At 39.0% G+C, this 16,422-nt stretch carries 19 protein-coding genes, 1 pseudogene and 2 riboswitches; of the genes and pseudogenes, 3 read left to right on the forward strand and 17 right to left on the reverse strand.

Annotation, left to right across the window (positions count from 1 at the left end; all coding sequences use genetic code 11):
- Positions 1-6: 6 nt before the first annotated feature.
- The 11 genes and pseudogenes from rsmI to IGJ41_RS11460 form a co-directional block, all read right to left on the reverse strand.
- Entirely contained in the window at positions 7-879 is an 873-nt protein-coding gene (rsmI, locus tag IGJ41_RS11410; protein ID WP_002359438.1) for a 16S rRNA (cytidine(1402)-2'-O)-methyltransferase, read from the reverse strand.
- Positions 880-990: 111 nt separating this feature from the next.
- Positions 991-1,338 (reverse strand): DNA replication initiation control protein YabA, encoded by a 348-nt coding sequence (locus tag IGJ41_RS11415; protein ID WP_002356372.1) that lies wholly within the window; start codon positions 1,336-1,338, stop codon positions 991-993.
- Entirely contained in the window at positions 1,331-2,170 is an 840-nt protein-coding gene (locus IGJ41_RS11420; RefSeq protein ID WP_002356371.1) for a PSP1 domain-containing protein, read from the reverse strand. Before IGJ41_RS11420 ends, IGJ41_RS11415 begins: the two co-directional genes overlap by 8 nt.
- Positions 2,171-2,286: 116 nt before the next feature.
- A complete protein-coding gene (gene holB / locus IGJ41_RS11425) occupies positions 2,287-3,237 on the reverse strand; it encodes a DNA polymerase III subunit delta' (protein WP_002384059.1) in 951 nt (316 codons plus the stop codon).
- A gap of 1 nt (position 3,238) precedes the next feature.
- A complete protein-coding gene (locus IGJ41_RS11430) occupies positions 3,239-3,568 on the reverse strand; it encodes a cyclic-di-AMP receptor (protein WP_002356367.1) in 330 nt (109 codons plus the stop codon).
- A gap of 19 nt (positions 3,569-3,587) precedes the next feature.
- Complete coding sequence (gene tmk / locus IGJ41_RS11435) at positions 3,588-4,226, reverse strand: dTMP kinase (protein ID WP_002356366.1); 639 nt, start codon at positions 4,224-4,226, stop codon at positions 3,588-3,590.
- Between the two features lie 207 nt (positions 4,227-4,433).
- Positions 4,434-5,030 (reverse strand): recombination mediator RecR, encoded by a 597-nt coding sequence (recR, locus tag IGJ41_RS11440; RefSeq protein ID WP_002356363.1) that lies wholly within the window; start codon positions 5,028-5,030, stop codon positions 4,434-4,436.
- A 175-nt stretch (positions 5,031-5,205) separates the two neighbouring features.
- Positions 5,206-5,868: a thiaminase II gene (tenA, locus tag IGJ41_RS11445; RefSeq protein WP_438714464.1), complete on the reverse strand. Its 663-nt coding sequence runs from the start codon at positions 5,866-5,868 to the stop codon at positions 5,206-5,208.
- A gap of 11 nt (positions 5,869-5,879) precedes the next feature.
- Positions 5,880-6,535: pseudogene (locus IGJ41_RS11450) on the reverse strand (CbiQ family ECF transporter T component).
- Positions 6,526-7,884 carry an ABC transporter ATP-binding protein gene (locus IGJ41_RS11455; protein WP_438714467.1) on the reverse strand — a complete coding sequence of 453 codons (1,359 nt, stop codon included), beginning with the start codon at positions 7,882-7,884 and terminating at the stop codon, positions 6,526-6,528. The pseudogene IGJ41_RS11450 and the gene IGJ41_RS11455 overlap by 10 nt, the downstream one beginning before the upstream one ends.
- Complete coding sequence (locus IGJ41_RS11460; RefSeq protein ID WP_153854190.1) at positions 7,881-8,444, reverse strand: ECF transporter S component; 564 nt, start codon at positions 8,442-8,444, stop codon at positions 7,881-7,883. Before IGJ41_RS11460 ends, IGJ41_RS11455 begins: the two co-directional genes overlap by 4 nt.
- A 104-nt stretch (positions 8,445-8,548) precedes the next feature.
- A riboswitch (TPP riboswitch) is annotated at positions 8,549-8,639 on the reverse strand.
- 178 nt (positions 8,640-8,817) lie between these two features.
- Between IGJ41_RS11460 and IGJ41_RS11465 the strand changes: the two genes are divergently transcribed.
- Both IGJ41_RS11465 and IGJ41_RS11470 read left to right on the forward strand, forming a co-directional pair.
- Positions 8,818-9,603 carry a TraX family protein gene (locus IGJ41_RS11465; protein WP_002356353.1) on the forward strand — a complete coding sequence of 262 codons (786 nt, stop codon included), beginning with the start codon at positions 8,818-8,820 and terminating at the stop codon, positions 9,601-9,603.
- Positions 9,604-9,766: 163 nt separating this feature from the next.
- Positions 9,767-11,128, forward strand: coding sequence for an MFS transporter (locus IGJ41_RS11470; RefSeq protein ID WP_438714469.1), 1,362 nt, complete (start codon positions 9,767-9,769; stop codon positions 11,126-11,128).
- Positions 11,129-11,196: 68 nt separating this feature from the next.
- Here the strand turns inward: IGJ41_RS11470 and IGJ41_RS11475 are convergent, their stop codons facing one another.
- The gene (locus tag IGJ41_RS11475; RefSeq protein WP_153854191.1) at positions 11,197-12,369 is read right to left on the reverse strand and encodes an MFS transporter; all 1,173 of its coding nucleotides are present in this window, start codon (positions 12,367-12,369) and stop codon (positions 11,197-11,199) included.
- 144 nt (positions 12,370-12,513) lie between these two features.
- On the opposite strand from IGJ41_RS11475, the gene IGJ41_RS11480 reads away from it, so the two are divergent.
- The gene (locus tag IGJ41_RS11480) at positions 12,514-12,870 is read left to right on the forward strand and encodes a winged helix-turn-helix transcriptional regulator (RefSeq protein ID WP_002356348.1); all 357 of its coding nucleotides are present in this window, start codon (positions 12,514-12,516) and stop codon (positions 12,868-12,870) included.
- 93 nt (positions 12,871-12,963) lie between these two features.
- Here the strand turns inward: IGJ41_RS11480 and thiD are convergent, their stop codons facing one another.
- The 5 genes from thiD to IGJ41_RS11505 all read right to left on the reverse strand — a co-directional run bounded on the left by thiD (position 12,964) and on the right by IGJ41_RS11505 (position 16,404).
- Positions 12,964-13,794, reverse strand: coding sequence for a bifunctional hydroxymethylpyrimidine kinase/phosphomethylpyrimidine kinase (thiD, locus tag IGJ41_RS11485; RefSeq protein ID WP_104855892.1), 831 nt, complete (start codon positions 13,792-13,794; stop codon positions 12,964-12,966).
- The gene (thiE, locus tag IGJ41_RS11490) at positions 13,791-14,426 is read right to left on the reverse strand and encodes a thiamine phosphate synthase (RefSeq protein ID WP_002387208.1); all 636 of its coding nucleotides are present in this window, start codon (positions 14,424-14,426) and stop codon (positions 13,791-13,793) included. Before thiE ends, thiD begins: the two co-directional genes overlap by 4 nt.
- The gene (locus tag IGJ41_RS11495; protein ID WP_438714472.1) at positions 14,423-15,241 is read right to left on the reverse strand and encodes a hydroxyethylthiazole kinase; all 819 of its coding nucleotides are present in this window, start codon (positions 15,239-15,241) and stop codon (positions 14,423-14,425) included. Before IGJ41_RS11495 ends, thiE begins: the two co-directional genes overlap by 4 nt.
- Positions 15,225-15,713: an energy coupling factor transporter S component ThiW gene (gene thiW / locus IGJ41_RS11500; protein WP_002356342.1), complete on the reverse strand. Its 489-nt coding sequence runs from the start codon at positions 15,711-15,713 to the stop codon at positions 15,225-15,227. Before thiW ends, IGJ41_RS11495 begins: the two co-directional genes overlap by 17 nt.
- Positions 15,714-15,853: 140 nt before the next feature.
- Positions 15,854-15,942, reverse strand: a riboswitch (TPP riboswitch).
- A gap of 147 nt (positions 15,943-16,089) precedes the next feature.
- Positions 16,090-16,404 carry a YbaB/EbfC family nucleoid-associated protein gene (locus IGJ41_RS11505; RefSeq protein WP_002384048.1) on the reverse strand — a complete coding sequence of 105 codons (315 nt, stop codon included), beginning with the start codon at positions 16,402-16,404 and terminating at the stop codon, positions 16,090-16,092.
- Positions 16,405-16,422: the final 18 nt, after the last annotated feature.

The following is a 16,422-nucleotide window of genomic DNA, read 5'->3' on the forward strand; positions in this document are numbered from 1 at the left end:
CCTTTTTTAAATGGAATGATATTCTTTATATACTTCTTGTTTTTTTACATTTCTCAATTTGGCCACTTCTTTGATTGCCTCTTTTGAACTCCGTCCCTCTTCCTCCATTAAAACTTGTACATGTTCTTTGAGGGAAATAGCTGGCATTGCTGCTATTGTCTCTTTCTCACCAGTAAATCCGCTAACTAATAAACAACACTCGCCTTTTAGCGTATTTTCTGCTAAATATTCTGTTAGTTCTCCTAAGGTACCACGCAAATACTCTTCATGAAGTTTCGTTAATTCTCGACAAATCACAGCGGGACGTTCTTGACCATAGACTTCAGCAAACGTTGCGACCGTTTTAGCAATCCGATAGGGGGACTCATAAAAAATCTGTGTCGGCCGTTCTTCTTTTAATGCTGATAACACGTCTTTCTGTTCCTTTTTCTTTCTTGGTAAAAAACCATAAAACGTAAATGGCTGTGGTAAAAGGCCCGAGGCAATCAAGGCGGTCATTCCTGCCGTAGGTCCTGGCAAGGCAATCACTGCCAGTTCTTCTTCAAGACATGCTGTAACCAATTCATGACCAGGATCACTAATTGAAGGCATACCTGCATCGCTAACTTGGGCAATCGTTTCACCATTCAGCAATCGTGTAATCAGTTGAGGAATTCGCTCTTTGTAATTATGTTCGTGTAAACTAATTTGTGGCGTTGTAATCTCAAAATGATTTAGCAATTTTTGTGTGTTTCTTGTGTCCTCACTAGCAATCACCGTTGCTTCTTTCAATATGTTTAAACAACGAATACTCATATCTTCTAAATTGCCGATCGGTGTTGGGACAAGATACAATTTTCCTTTTGTTGTTTGCTTATCAAAACTTTTCTGTTTTTGCATAGCGCATCCCTCATTTTCCTTTTTCGTTCTATAAATAGATAAAGGTTTGATTTGACAATCGATTGACTGTCAAACCAAACCTTTCCTTTTTATTTGCAGTGTCCACTAGACTTAACGCGTACGTTCCCCATAAATAACATCAAGACAAAAGGCACATTCTTCATCATTTTCACGTCTTGAACCATATAAAATATTGCAGACATGGAAGCCCTCTTCATAAAGTTTTTCCAAATTCATACGTGATTTTGATAGCTCTTGTTTTTCAGTTTCAGTTGTATTTCCTGCTAACTTATTCAGTTCTTGGAGATGCTCCCGTAAGCGTTGGTTTTCGATTTCCAACGTGGTATTTTTTTCTACCAACTCATGGAGTGCTGCTTTAATTTCTCTTAATTGTGTCACGGAACTGTCTAAATCAGTTTCCAACGAATTTAATCCATCATAGAGCGAACGTTTATCCATTTTGATCACCTTTTTCAGCAGCAACTTTCGCAGTAGCTTCTTTGATTTCTTCGTAATCATAATCCGCTGCGATTTCACGACCATGCAGACGAACTTTGACAATCCGACTTAATAGATTCAACCCGACGACTTTACCTTTGCCATCTGGTGTTATTACTTCTTTTCCATAATCTGGTAATTCTTTTTTAGCGGCTTCATATTCGTCGTTTTCGTATTTCAAACAACACATTAAGCGGCCACATAATCCCGAAATTTTAACAGGATTTAAAGATAGCCCTTGATCTTTAGCCATTTTGATTGAAACTGGCATAAAATCTCCTAGAAATGTTGAGCAACATAGTTGTCTGCCACAAGGGCCAATGCCACCTAATATTTTCGCTTCATCTCGGACACCAATTTGACGTAACTCAATTCGCGTCCGGAAAATAGCCGCTAAGTCTTTGACTAATTCACGAAAATCAATTCGCCCATCTGCCGTAAAGTAAAAAATCATTTTGCTACGATCGAAGGTATATTCTACTCGCACTAATTTCATTTTTAAGTCATGAGCTCGAATTTTTTCATTGGCAATGCTTTTGGCAGCTTCTGCATCAGCCAAATTTTTTTGTTCTTTTTCTAAATCATTGGCTGTTGCTTTATTTAAAATGGGTTTTAGGTCCTCTGGTAAATCGTCTGAATCGACTGTTTTTTTAGGAATAGCAACAGTAGCTAATTGTTTTGACTGTTGAGATTCAACGAGTACTTTCTCATTATAAATATACTCAGATTTTCCAGGAGCAAAATAATAGATATGACCGGCTTCACGGAAGCGAACTCCTACTACTTCTACCATTTTATTCCTCCTAATCTAGTTCAAGTGAACGTCGCTTCAATCGGTTAAGGAACTTGCTGAAACAACTAAGTTCCTACTATATTATGAAACTGAATGCCACTTGGCACTTTTTTCCTTTATGATTTAGGGTGAATCATTTGGATAACTAATTGTTCACAAACATTTTGCCAACTAACATTGGCAGTCCATTTTTGGCGTGCTTTCAAAATTAGCGCCAACCGTTCCGCCTGCTCTTCCGTTACTTTTTTGGCTTGCTGTGTCGCAACACTTTCTTCCAATAATTGACGGTAATAAACCATGAGCAAGTCAAAGCTAAGCGCTTGTTGTTCTTTTTCCTTAAATACTTTGACCATTTTCTTCTGAACGTAGATAAATGCCTGTAAATCATTACTTTTTAGATAATTAAACCATTGCAAAATGATTTCCCTAGCTTCATTAAACCATTCATCTTGAGAGATTTCAACTGCTTTCTCAAAACTATTTGTCAGCTCAGCTAAAAGGGTTGCAGTCTTTTCACCAATCCCCTGTTTGATTAAGCGATCAATTAATGTTTTTTTGACTAATGGTTGAAAATGTAAGGTTTGGCATCGTGATTGAATCGTTGGTAAAATTCGAGAAAGCGAAGTGGTTTCTAAAATAGCTAAAATTTGTCCTTCTGGTTCTTCTAAAAATTTTAAGAGACTATTGGCTGCGCCAGTACTCATTTTATCTGCTTCTTGAATTAAGAAAACTTTTTTAGCAGTCTCGACCCCACTTTTAGAAAACTCCGCTTTTAATTCACGGATTTGGTTCACTTTGATGGTTTGCCCATCTGGCGCAATTCTTAAAACATCTGGATGTTCATTTTCATTAATCCGCACACAATTATGGCATTCGTTACAAGGCTGTTGATTTACTAAATTCGTACAAAAGACATGTTTCGCCATCCATAAGCCAAATTCTTGTTTTCCAGTTCCTGTATCTCCTTCAAAAAGATAAGCATGGGCAAGACGACCATGCTCAAAACTTTTTTGGAGTTGCTTGTACAGCAAAGGTTGCATTTGCTGTAGCTGTTGTGCTTCATTCATCTTAATATTGATGGAATCCTTCAACTGGTAAGACGAAGCAAGTAGCGCCGCCTACTTCAACTTCCACAGGATAAGGAATTTGGCCATCCATTGTGATATCTAAAGTCACAGGTGTTGAAACATATTGTTTTCTTGATTGACATGTTTCTTTAATTAAAGCTAATGTTTCGTCGACACGTTCATCATCAATCCCAATAATAAATGTGCTGTTTCCCGCTTTTAAGAACCCACCTGTTGAGGATAATTTTGTAGCACGAATATTGGCATCAATAAATTCGTTGGCTAATCGGTTACTATCTTTGTCTTGTACAATGGCTAAAATAATCTTCATGGTCTACACCTTCCTATAATTAAAAGTTTTCTGGATAACGTTCAATAATCGCCTGATACGTTGCTTCTACGACAAGTTCTAAACTCATCCGTGCATCAATCTTTTTGATACGTTGTGGATTTTCTTCTGCTAATTTCAAATATTCATGACGAACACGTTGATGAAATTCTAATCCTTCTGAATCTAAGCGATCAATTTGCTGTGTTCGATTTTCTTGAATCCGCCGTAAGCCAGTATCTGAGTCAACGTCTAAATAAATTGTAAAATCTGGTGAGACACCTTCTGTCGCAAACGCATTAATTGAAGCAATTGGTGCAATCCCAATTCTACGCCCAGCGCCTTGGTAGGCTAATGAGCTGTCAACAAAACGATCACATAGGACTAAATGACCTGCTTCCAAAGCTGGCAAGATTTTTTCCACTAAATGTTGACGACGAGCAGCTGCGTAAAGTAAAGCTTCTGTTCGCTCATCCATTCTGTCATTTCTTGGATCTAAAATAACTGTTCGAATCTTTTCGGCAATCGGTATGCCGCCTGGTTCTCTTGTAGTGACAATTTTTCGTTTTGACTCTTTAGCTAATCTTTCAGAAACTTCCTTCAAAACACTGGTTTTGCCAGCGCCATCTGGACCTTCAAATGTGATAAAAATACCCTGCACGTGCGAAAACTCCAATCAATTTTTACTTGTATCTATTATACTTCATCTTGCTCTATCAGTCTAATTGAAATCCTTATGTCCTATTTAAAGTGATGCATCCGCTGAAAAAAAAAACTGAAAAAGAAGTACGGAAAAGCTTGAACTGCGACATTTTCTCACAGAAACGACCTACTTCGATTTCAACTTCTTTTTCCAACGATGTTTCTTTTAAATTTCTCGACGTCCTTCGACTGCTTTTAGCAAGGTTATTTCGTCTGCATATTCAATATCGCTGCCGACAGACAAGCCGTGTGCCAAACGAGTAACGGTGATTCCGGCTGGTTTAATGAGCCGTGATAAATACATCGCCGTCGCTTCTCCTTCAGTGGTAGCGTTGGTTGCTATAATGACCTCTTTCACTTCATCATCGTGCAATCGTTTGATCAAAGAGGCAATATTAATATCTTCTGGTCCTGTTCCTTCCATCGGTGAAAGCACCCCGTGGAGTACGTGATACAAACCTTGATATTCACGCATTTTTTCCATTGCCATAACGTCTTTTGGTTCTTCCACTACTAAAATAATACTACGGTCACGATTTTTATCTTGGCAAATTTCACAAGGATCTTCTTCAGTAATATTTCCGCAAATACTACAGAAATGGAGATCTCTCTTGACACTAATTAGCGCTTTTGCAAAAGCATTAGCATCTTCTTCTTTCATATCAATTGTATAAAAAGCAAGCCGTGTCGCTGTTTTTTGACCAATTCCTGGTAATTTCATATAACTTTCAATCAATTTTGCAATCGGTTCTGGATAATTCATGAGGCTTCTACAGTCCTTTCTTAGCAAGGCGTTTCTGTTATTACTGAGCGAGTTACAACAGATTTTGCGTCACTGAATATCTTATCACGCCCTGTCAAAAAAGCAACTGACAATTACTGCTTTCTAATACAAAAACAAGTCGTTAGTTACGAGCACTAAACGACTTGTTTTTGTATTAACCAATCCAGGTTTCGTGTGTATAGGCCATTTCCCAAAAAGCGTATTCCATCTCACTGCTGATAACAAAAGCGGTAATCATAGCTGCTTGTTCTTGTGATGAACTTTCTTCATATAATTGGTCTAACAGTTGGCGTTCCTCTTGGACGTGTTGGTACGCTTCCTCCCCAGCATAGGTTTCAATCCAACGTTGGTACAGTGGCTCTGGTGAGTGTTGTTTGACTAACTGTGCACCAATTTCTTGATAGAGCCAAGAACAAGGCAACATACTTGCTGCGGCCGTCTTAGGCGTTCCTTCAATAAGTTGGCGATACATATGAGAAACATAGTGATAAGCGGTTGGTGCAATCGGTGTCGCTGCAACTTCTTCTTCTGTAATCGCTAGTTCTTCAAAAAAAGTTTCACGAATAGTTAATTCACCCAACGCGAGATTTTCCGCATTTGTTAAGAGTAATTTTTTCAATCGAGGTTGTTGCGTTTGTGCCGCAATCAAGCGATAAAATTGACTAAAGTGTTTTAAATAGTAATGATCTTGAATTAAATAGTAGCGAAAAATCATTGGACTCAAGGTTCCTTCATGTAACTCTGTGATAAAAGGATGCTGAAAACTCCCTTGCCAAGAAGCTTGCGCTTGTTCTTTGGCTTGTTCTGTAAATGTCATAGGTTTCTCCTTTACGTTAGAAAAATAAACAAATTGGTAAAAATGATGATCAAAATAGCAAGCCCAAGACTGACTTTTGCTGACACAAAATGCTCTTTTCGACTTCTAGTGGCTCCTTCTTCATAGCCAAGGGCACAGACATTGCTTCCGTATATTTATCTCGCCAAGAAACAGCAACGAGCAGTGTTTTAACATAAAGCATCGGCGACCAAAAATGAAACGTTTTGCCACGGAGTAGGCTTGCTTCTTTTAAATCATTAATTTCTCTTTTCACTTCCGGTAAGGCGTGAACCACCACTAAAATTCCATAAACAAAGTTTGGTGCTAGCCCCTTTTGTTCCAATAACAACAATAATTCTTCAAAATCAACGCCTACAGCAAAAGCTAGTCCTAAACCGGCAAAGGCATACGTTCGACTAAACAAAAGCCAGGCTTGTTGACTACTCGTACCATGCAAATAAATAGACCAAAACGTCCCGATTGCTGGTAAAAGTGGCAAGAAAAATAACCAAAGCAGTAAGCGGGATTTTCGCTGGCCTATTAAAAAAATGATACAACCCATAAAAACCGCCAAATTTGCCAAAATTGACTGAGAAAAAGATAATTCAAAGGTCAAAATAAGAATCAAAGAAGCATAAATTGCTGCATTTGTTTGCTTTATTTGCATGTGGTTCCCTCCTGCCAGATAATCAGTTGTTGCTGCAGCAATTCTATTCGGTAATTGCTCACGCCAGAGAGAGGTTCTAGCCGATGCGTGACGATTAGAAAATCTTGTTGCGCACTTTTTTCTTTGATCCATTCAACAAAATAATTGCATGCTCGCTCATCTAATCCAGCAAAAGGTTCATCTAAAAGTAAACAGTCCAAATCTAAGCTCAGCAAACTAATTAATTGCACCATCTTTTTTTGCCCTTCACTTAGTTGAAAAACACTGTGCTCTAGTTTTTCTTTTAAACCTAAAAAAGTTAAGGCTTCCTCTTGTTTTCTTCTTTTTTCTGCTGTCATGTTCTGACCAAACAAAAGCTCTTCTCGTAAAATCAACGTGACAAACTGACGATTGGCTTGTTGCACCGCTAATGTCATGTGTTGATACAATTTTTTTGAAGCCCGCAAGCGGCGGCCCGCCAAGAACATTTTTCCTTGATATTTTTGTCTCTGAACGATGGCTTTTAATAAGGTGGATTTCCCCGCCCCATTTGGCCCCGTCAACGTGGTAATTCCTTTAAACAAAAGCGCTTCTTTTTCTTCAAGTAGCACTCGTTTTCCCTGAGACAAACGAAAATTTTTCAATTGGAGCATTGGTTGTTTTACCACAGAAGTTGTAAGCTGAAATGTCTGCGGTTTTGTTTTGATAAACGTCAACGGTTGCTTTTCAAACTGGCCATTTTTCAACGTGACGACTTGGTCCACAACATCAGCGTAATCGCTGAAATCGTGGTCGCACACCAAAATCGTTTTGCCTGCTTGATGGAGTCTTGCTAAAATTTGAATAAATTGTTTTCGAGAGGTTGGATCAATGCTTGCAAAAGGTTCATCTAATAAAAAAATATCTGGGTTCATTGCTAGCAGAACTGTCAACGCCGCTTTTTGTTTTTCACCACCAGATAACGTCGCTAATTCTCGTGTGAATAAGGTTTGAGTCTGAACAAGTTGAAGCGCTGTTTGGATTTTTCGGTTCATTTCTTCAGGCGAGATTCCTAAATTTTCTAAAGCAAAAATCAGTTCTCGTTCCAAGGTTTTCATTGTAAATTGTTGACTGGGGTTTTGAAACAGCATGCCAATTTTTTGCGCCTTTTCACGAGTTGATAATTGTCGGCGTTCCATTCCTTCAATCAAAATTTCTCCTTGGTAATCAAGCGGAGCAAATCCGGCAATCAAGCGTAAGAGCGTTGATTTTCCACTACCACTATCGCCAATTAATAAGGAAAACGTTCCTTGAGAAATTGCTAAATTTGTCTTTTCAAACAAGGGTTGTTCTCGTGAAAAGGACACAGCTTTTAATTGGATACTATTCATTTTGCCTTCACAGCTAACCCTTGCGCAGACTGATACATTCGTAAAATAACTTTCGTTAAGAAAATACCAAAGAAACAAATAGAAACGAACCGAACGCTAATTAAAGCAATGTTCATCCCCAGTCCGTAATTGCCATAACCAAACTTAAAGTATTCATACACATAACTAAAAATAGTCGTCCCAATCGCACTATAAAATAACGTGAGTGTATCGTACCGTTTGTAGCGTGTCGCAAAAAAGCCACTTTCACTACCTAGGCCTTGAATCACACCAGAAATTAATACACTAGGTCCGAAATACGAACCATAAAGCATTTCTGCCAAAGCGGCTAAAACTTCCGCCAAAACAGCACTTCCCGCTCGTGGAATCAGCATCGCTGCAATTGGTGCCACCATGGTCCACATTCCAAATAAAAGCTCATTGGCAAATGGACTCAGTCCTAATGGTAACAGCGCAGCACTCAATAACGCATAGAGGAACCCTGCCCCCATAAAAACACCGCCAAACAAAAAGGCTAAAAAAGCGAGTAAGACGACTTGTTGCAATGACCATTTTTTCAATAAAAAAACTCCTTTCTCTTAACAAAAAGCAAAAGGAGTGACTTAAATAAACCCTGATAAAAGAAAACACACTCATCCTAGGACAGAATGAGTGCGTGAAAAATCAAAGTAAATCGGCATTTCCCTGCGACAGTACTAACTGCATCAGGTTCAATGGGTATCATCTCAGCCATAACAGCACCCCAAATGTTTTTTATTAAAATGTACTTTTACTATAGCATAGAATAACTATAAAAACTAGTCTTGGCACTTTTTTCTTTCATCAAAAGCTGAAGAAATCAAACAATTTTGTAAGATAACTGTTAGGCAAATAAATGGTTGATTTTTCTGGACTTTGTTATATTGTTCTTTATGAAAGAGAGGCGTTTATACTATGGGTAAAACATTAACTGGCTTTCATTTGAAAGTCATTGGGGTTATTTCAATGGTCTTTGACCACCTATTGCAGTTTTTTAGTTTTTTAGGCGTGCCTGGTTGGTTCGGATGGATTGGAAGAATTGCTGCACCTATTTTCTTATTTGAAAGTTCTGAAGGCTTCATTCACACAAGCAATCGGCGAAAATACATGTTCCGGTTGTTGTTAGGCTTCTGGATTATGGGGATTCTGAACGGCATTTTAAATGCGTATTTTTCAACAGGTGGCTTAATTATCAATAATATTTTTGGGACGTTATTTTTAGGTACGGTCTACATGCAGTCTATGGACTATTTTAAACAAAAACAAATTGGTAAAGGGCTTCTTTGGTTTATTGTGCCTTTATTAATCAGTGCTCTACCTCTCGTTGTTTTTAGTTCTCCAGACATATTAAGCAACCCTGCTATCTTAATTGGTTTCCAAATTTTCAATCTGATTGTGCCATCACTAATGATGACAGAAGGTGGGTTTTTATTTGTTCTCTTGGCCGTGGCTTTTTATTTATTCCATGGCAAAAAGTGGTTACAAATTTCAGCAATTGGCGTTGTTGCGTTGATTTCAGCAGCCAGCTATAATTTCCAAGAACTATTCGGGGTGAACCACCAATGGATGATGATTTTAGCAGCGATTCCAATTGTTCTTTATAATGGTGAAAAAGGCCGTGGCATGCGGAATTTCTTTTATATTTTCTATCCAGCTCACATTGCTATTTTTGCAATTATTAGTTTCTTCATGCAACGTTAATTATTTTCTGCTTGACGATTGCCTAAAAAGTGTTTACAATGCAACATGTAAACAAATCGTACAGATAACACGCAAATTGCGTGTCGAGAGAGAGGCGGTTTCTATTCTTATAGAAACTGCTTCTATTTTTTTACGAAAAAATGAAAACTATAGAGGTGATTAAATGGAACAAAAAAACGTACGATTATTCCCTGCCGTTTTAGCGACAGGAATTATGTCTTTTGCTGGCGTATTAATTGAAACAGCAATGAATGTAACTTTTCCGACATTAACAAAGGAATTTGGTGTTTCCACCGGTACCGTGCAGTGGGTGACAACGATTTATTTATTAGTTATTTCTATCATGGTGCCCTTATCCAATTATTTATTAAAAACCTATTCGCTAAGACGCTTATTTATCGTTGCGAATCTTTTCTTTTTGATTGGTTTAGCGATTAATGTCTATTCGCCATCTTTCAGTATCTTGTTATTAGGCCGACTCTTCCAAGGGGCTAGCACTGGGATTGCTTTGCCACTGATGTTTCATATTATTTTGAACTTTACCCCGCTGGAAAAACGAGGAACGATGATGGGGGTAGGCACATTGACCACTTCAATTGCTCCAGCCATTGGTCCAACGTATGGTGGAATCTTAACATCTTCCCTGTCTTGGCACGCCATCTTTTTATTCTTAATTCCTATTTTACTACTTTCTTTGTTTATGGGATTATCTGCTATTCCAGAAATACCTGTTAAAAAAACCACCACTCTTGATTTGGTTAGTTTAATTGGTATTGCCCTGTTATTTAGTGGTTTGTTGATGTTTTTAAGTAAAATTGGCACATTGTTTGGCTGGCTTTCACTTCTGGCAGCCATTATTGGCTTTGTTATTTTTTATAAACGAGCAACGACGGCTGAACAGCCACTAGTTCGTTTGACAATTTTAAAAAATCCCGCCTTCGTTTTATTTTTATGTGGCTTTTTAGTTTGTCAATTCTTATTGTTAGGTATTTCCTTTGTCTTACCAAACTTTGTTCAAATCGTCCTTGGAAAAAATGCGTTTGTAGCTGGGCTAGTCATGCTGCCAGGTGCTACAGTCGGGGCCATTTTGGCACCACTTTCTGGACGAGTGTTGGATCAATACGGCGCTAAAAAACCTATATTATTTGGCTTAAGTTTGGCGACAATCGGTTGGCTAGCTTTAACAATTTTACTAGAGATGCCTGTTTTATTAGGATTCGTCGCTGGACATGTTACCTATATGATTGGTCTAGGTTTTGCATACAGTAATATGATGACGACTGGTATGAGCTTGTTAGAGGAGAAAGATTTTGGCGACGGCAATACGTTATTTAATACACTTCAACAATTTTCTGGCGCTATTGCGACGGCCATTGTAGCGACGATTATTAATATCGCTCAAGACCACGCAGATAATTTTGCTCAGGGGACAACGATGGGCTCACTCATTTCTCTGATTTTCTTGCTAACCTTATTAGTGATTGTTTTGATTGCTTGCTGGAATTATTTCCGCAAAAAAGCTTAAAAAAAAGCAACTGGTCAGTTCCATAGTGACCAGCTGCTTTTTTTAGTTTTCTAAAGATAGTTGTTTTTTTATGCTTCTTGCTTCCGAATATAAAGTACGAACAAGACAGCAATTAGCACGATAAAACCACCAAAAATCGGTGTATATGTTACTGATAAATGATCTGTGACCATCCCACCTGTCATTGAGCCAACGGTAATCCCAATATTAAAGGCTGCAATATTAAAAGCTGAGGCCAAAGTGATATCTTCTGGAACATACTTTTCCGCTAATTCTACAACATATAGTTGTAAACCAGGTACATTCATAAAGGCAAATAGACCCAACATCAAACTTCCTAATAAGCCTAGAAGACTGTTATCCATTAAAACAGTAATGAATAAAAAGACTAAGGACAGAATTAATAAGCTAAACATTTTTACTAACGAATCTAAAGGTTTTTTATTTGCCCAGTGACCACCTACTGTATTGCCAATTGCGACCATTACGCCATAAACAACTAAAATAATCACTACCGCATTGGCTGAAAAGCCTAAATTTTCCAATAACGGTGACAAGTACGTATATGCAGCAAACGTTCCACCATAACCAAAAGCAGTAATTAGAAAAGAGAAAACGAGGGGTTTGTTCGTAAAAATCCGCGTGATTCCTTTTAAGTCAACCTTCCCTGGTATCGGTAAATTTTTGGGAACTAAAAAATAACTAGCAATCAGTCCCACCAAGCCAATACTGGCTATAAAAAGAAAGGACATATGCCAAGCTGTTTGTTGCCCAATAAACGTCCCTAAAGGTACGCCAGTCACTGTTGCAACCGTTAAGCCCGTAAACATAATAGCAATGGCACTGGCTCGACGTGATGGCGGCACAACATCTGCGGCGATGACAGTCGAAACAGACATGAAAATGCCATGCGCCAATGCAGAAAGTATCCGCCCTACCAATAAAATAATAAACGTTGGCGCAAACGCAGCAATTAAATTCCCACTAATGAAAAGAATCATAATCCCCAGCATTAATGAGCGACGATTCCATTTTCCTGTCAAAATTGTTAATAACGGCGCCCCAATCGTCACACCTAAAGCGTACAAAGAAACAGTCAAACCTGCTTGGGAAAGACTAATATGAAAACTTTTAACAATCATTGGTAATAAACCCACACTAATAAATTCTGTTGAACCGATTGCGAAAGCATTGATAGCTAATGCAAAGAGCGTTAAATTTGGTGAAATTTTCTTTTCCATTCTCTTCCTCCTAAAAAACATTTGAATTTCAACAAAAATTACTATATACTAAGATTGAATTTTTGATAAGTACCTACTTTTTTGTATCATAAGTACCTTTTAGTAACTTTTGTTTATTATCAACCTATTAAGGAGGAATGTTTTTTGGAAACTCGTACATATGCGATTGGTGTCGAAGCAACGATGGATGTTATTGGCGGTAAATGGAAACCAATTATTCTGTGTAATTTACGGCACGGCGCCATGCGCCCCAGCGATTTAAAACGCGGTATTACTGGCATTAGTCAAAAAATGCTGACACAACAATTACGGGAACTCGAAGAAGACAACATTATCGAGCGGAAAGTTTACAACCAAGTTCCACCAAAAGTCGAATATTATTTAAGCGATTATGGTCAAAGCCTCTCTGCTGTCTTAGATAACTTATGTAATTGGGGAGAATCCCACGTGGCTCATTTGCAAGAACAAGGCCAAGAAATTTATTTAAAATGTGAAGATTAGTGAACAAAACGTTTATAAACTATATCAAAAAAGAGCTTTAAGCTATTTAAGAGCCTGGGGAAAAATCTAAAATGATTTTTCCCCAGGCTCTTCTTATGCTTTAATAACTTGAATATCTTGCGTTAATTGGGCCCAATGATTAGTAGGTCCGTGACCATGTCCAACAGAAATTGCTTGGCTAATGGCCCCTTGTATAAACTGTTTGCCAATCACAATCGCCGCTTCTAACGGCGTACCTTTTGCTAATTCGGCTGCGATACACGCTGAAAAAGTATCTCCTGTTCCATGAGTATTTTTCGTTACAATTCGTGGTGCACTTAGCCAAAAGCTCGAACCGTCTTCCATTAACACATAATCAGCCGCTTGTTGATTTGTGCTATGCCCGCCTTTCATAATAATATTTTTTGTGCCCAATTGTTGTAATTTTTTTGCTGCGGTCTGCATTTCTTGCTCTGTCTTGATGGTCGTCTCTAGTAAAACTTCCGCTTCTGGTAAATTAGGTGTCACGACCGCTGCTAGTGGCAACAGTTGCTCTTTAATTGTTTGAACTGCCTCGGCTTCTAACAAATGATGTCCACCTTTAGCCACCATTACAGGATCGACAATCAACGGACCAAAATCAACTTTCTGTAAATTACGAACGACAGCTTCGACACGCTCACTATCTGCTAACATCCCCGTTTTCGCTGCCCCAATTTTAAAATCAGCCGCCAGTGATTGAAATTGTGCATCAATAAATGAACTAGGAATCGGTAAGCTATCTTGTACGCCATACGTATTTTGTGCCGTCAATGCAATGACAATATTTAAGCCAAATGCCTGCCGTGCTTGAAATGTTTTTAAATCTGCTTGCATGCCAGCTCCCCCACCAGAATCAGAACCAGCAATCGTGACTACTTGTGGTGTCAAATTATATTCGGTCATTTTCTCGCCTCCAACATTCGCTCCGTTACACGCATCAACCCTTGAACTTTCTCGGTTATCTGTTCAGCCAGCATAATTTCACTGACCAGTGAAACACCAGCCACTCCCGTTCCCATAAGTTGTTCTATATTTTCTTCTTTGATTCCACCAATCGCTACAACAGGAATCGTGACTGCTGCGGCAATTTCAGAAAGTGTCTGCAAAGAAGTTAACGGACTGTCCTTAGTCGTTGTGGGGAAAATTGCGCCCACGCCTAAATAATCGGCGCCCTCGTTTTCCGCTTCAACTCCTCGTGCCACCGTTTTGGCTGAAACACCTACGATTTTTGTGGACCCAACCAGTTTTCGCACAAGAGCAACCGGTAATTCATCATCCCCTATATGCACACCTGCTGCATCCACTGCCAAGCAAATATCGACACGATCATTAATAATCAACGGAATCTGATACGCATCTGTTACCACTTTAACTTTCACTGCTAATTCGTAAAAGCGCCGTGTTGACACTTCCTTTTCGCGCAGTTGGACCAATGTCACTCCACTGCGACAAGCAGTTTCAATTCGTTTTAAAAATTCAGTATCACTAAAATCATACCGGCCTGTCACCAAATAAACTTTCAATTGCTCTCTCATAGCACTCGTCCTTTCACCGCCTCAAACCAATCCTTCTCCTTCATTAAAAGAGATAACTGATTTAACGTATTTTGGCGAAAATCGGCCAGCCCTTGGCTCTTAGTCTTGGCTTTTTCTCCGCAAAGATTAAAATAGCTCACTGCGGCTACTGCCGCAGTCATTGGCGCGTTGCCTTCACCTAATAAAGCGGCAACTAATGCGCCGACTAAATCGCCCGTGCCAGTGAAACAATCCAACTCAGGAACGCCATTTTGTAAGACAATCACTTGCTCTTGGCTAACCAAAACATCTTGAATCCCTGTTGCTAAAAATACCGTCTGGGGAAACTTTTGTGTTTGTTGACGTAAAGCTTGAATCAGCTCCTCAATTGCTTCTTCACTTTGATCCAAAGGGCTGACATCCACTCCTCGGCCATGACTCACCAACTGGCAAAAAGTCCGCATTTCTGAAAGATTCCCTTTCACAACGGTTGGCTGATTGTGCACCAGCTTTTCCCCGACTTCACTCCGAATATCACTGGCGCCATAACCGACTAAATCGACTACGGTCGGTTTATTCACTTGCCGAGCATAATCACTAGCTGCTAACAAGCTTTGCTCTCGTTCTTGTGATAAATGGCCTAAATTCAAAACCAAGGCACTGGTTTGCTGAAACAACTGCGGAAATTCCCGGGGATCATCTGCCATAATGGGCTTAGCATCAATATAAAGTAATGCATTCGCCATAGACTCACACGTAATTTCATTCGTAATGCACTGAATTAATGGTGCCGTTGTCAGTGGAAAAATCGTTTCAAACTTAACGCTTGTTTTCATAAAAGTACCCTCCCAAAAATAATTCCTGTGTTTGTTTAAATACCCGAGTTTCTTTCAGTTTTACTAAGACAAGCCAAGCAATCACTGAACCAATCAGTGTGGCACCAATAAATCGTGGTGTATAAATGAACCAATAAAAATTCTGCTTACTGCCAGTAAACCAAACCATTACAGGATAGGACAATAACGAGCCAATGATGCCTGTACCAAAAATTTCCCCTAGCATCGACCAGCCTAATTTTTGTCCCCATTGATAAAATAAACCAGCAAAAAACGCGCCAAAGACGGCACCTGTTAACGCTAATGGCGGAATACCTAAGAATGTCATACGGATTAAGCCGCAGACAAGTGCCATGAGCGTTCCGTAAAGAGGACCTAATAAAACTCCGGCAATAATGTTCATGACACTGGACATAGGGGCCATTCCCTCAATTCGCATTAACGGCGATAATACGACGTCCATCGCAATCATTAAAGCTAGTAACGTAACTCTGTGGATTCGATTTTTTTCCACGTAAAAAAACTCCTTTCTGCGAGAAGCAAAAGGAGGCGCGACTGAAAAAGACAGAAAAACCCAACCACAAATAAACGTAGTTGGGTGCAATAATCGGTCAAAATTTCAAGACATTTCCCTGCGCCAGTCCTAACTGTTTCAGGTTCCATGGGTATAATCTCAGCTAATAGCACCCCAAATGTTTCTCTTCAATTGGCTTTAGTATAGCATAGTTTTTTGGAAGCGACTACTAAAATTGCCAAAGAGTTTTCCCACAAAAACAGAAAAAACATCATGCCCAAAAAGTTCGATTTTTTGGGCATGACGTTTTTCATACTTTCGTTTGTCTTATTTTTTAGAATCCTGGCATTCCTTTGGTGTATTTGCCTAAAGTTGCTTCGGTTTCTTTTTCAATTTTTACTAACGCGTCGTTGACAGCCATAATGACTAAATCTTGTAGCATATCAACGTCTTCAGGATCAACCACGTCTTCTTTAATGATCAAATCTTTCATTGTGCGATCACCAGTAAAGGTCGCTGTCACAAGTTGATTGGTGGCTTCACCGATAAATTCTTTTTCATTTAGTGCTTCTTGCGCTTTGGCCATTTCTTTTTGCATTTTTTGTACTTGTTTCATCATGCCTTGCATGTTGCCCATTCCTCGCATCATAATTCCTCTACTCCTTCG

The sequence above is a fragment of the Enterococcus sp. DIV1537a genome (assembly GCF_051712085.1).
Classification (GTDB): domain Bacteria; phylum Bacillota; class Bacilli; order Lactobacillales; family Enterococcaceae; genus Enterococcus; species Enterococcus faecalis.

What these genes read in the sequence shown, in the direction of transcription:
- IGJ41_RS11455 (WP_438714467.1), bottom strand. Translation starts at nt 7,884, where the DNA reads ATGAATAGTATCCAATTAAAAGCTGTGTCCTTTTCACGAGAACAACCC.
- thiE (WP_002387208.1), bottom strand. Translation starts at nt 14,426, where the DNA reads ATGAGAGAGCAATTGAAAGTTTATTTGGTGACAGGCCGGTATGATTTT.
- IGJ41_RS11470 (WP_438714469.1), top strand. Translation starts at nt 9,767, where the DNA reads ATGGAACAAAAAAACGTACGATTATTCCCTGCCGTTTTAGCGACAGGA.
- IGJ41_RS11465 (WP_002356353.1), top strand. Translation starts at nt 8,818, where the DNA reads ATGGGTAAAACATTAACTGGCTTTCATTTGAAAGTCATTGGGGTTATT.
- IGJ41_RS11415 (WP_002356372.1), bottom strand. Translation starts at nt 1,338, where the DNA reads ATGGATAAACGTTCGCTCTATGATGGATTAAATTCGTTGGAAACTGAT.
- tenA (WP_438714464.1), bottom strand. Translation starts at nt 5,868, where the DNA reads ATGACATTTACAGAACAAGCCAAAGAACAAGCGCAAGCTTCTTGGCAA.
- IGJ41_RS11430 (WP_002356367.1), bottom strand. Translation starts at nt 3,568, where the DNA reads ATGAAGATTATTTTAGCCATTGTACAAGACAAAGATAGTAACCGATTA.
- IGJ41_RS11475 (WP_153854191.1), bottom strand. Translation starts at nt 12,369, where the DNA reads ATGGAAAAGAAAATTTCACCAAATTTAACGCTCTTTGCATTAGCTATC.
- thiW (WP_002356342.1), bottom strand. Translation starts at nt 15,713, where the DNA reads ATGATTGCGATGGACGTCGTATTATCGCCGTTAATGCGAATTGAGGGA.
- IGJ41_RS11495 (WP_438714472.1), bottom strand. Translation starts at nt 15,241, where the DNA reads ATGAAAACAAGCGTTAAGTTTGAAACGATTTTTCCACTGACAACGGCA.
- rsmI (WP_002359438.1), bottom strand. Translation starts at nt 879, where the DNA reads ATGCAAAAACAGAAAAGTTTTGATAAGCAAACAACAAAAGGAAAATTG.
- IGJ41_RS11420 (WP_002356371.1), bottom strand. Translation starts at nt 2,170, where the DNA reads ATGGTAGAAGTAGTAGGAGTTCGCTTCCGTGAAGCCGGTCATATCTAT.
- thiD (WP_104855892.1), bottom strand. Translation starts at nt 13,794, where the DNA reads ATGACCGAATATAATTTGACACCACAAGTAGTCACGATTGCTGGTTCT.
- holB (WP_002384059.1), bottom strand. Translation starts at nt 3,237, where the DNA reads ATGAATGAAGCACAACAGCTACAGCAAATGCAACCTTTGCTGTACAAG.
- recR (WP_002356363.1), bottom strand. Translation starts at nt 5,030, where the DNA reads ATGAATTATCCAGAACCGATTGCAAAATTGATTGAAAGTTATATGAAA.
- IGJ41_RS11505 (WP_002384048.1), bottom strand. Translation starts at nt 16,404, where the DNA reads ATGATGCGAGGAATGGGCAACATGCAAGGCATGATGAAACAAGTACAA.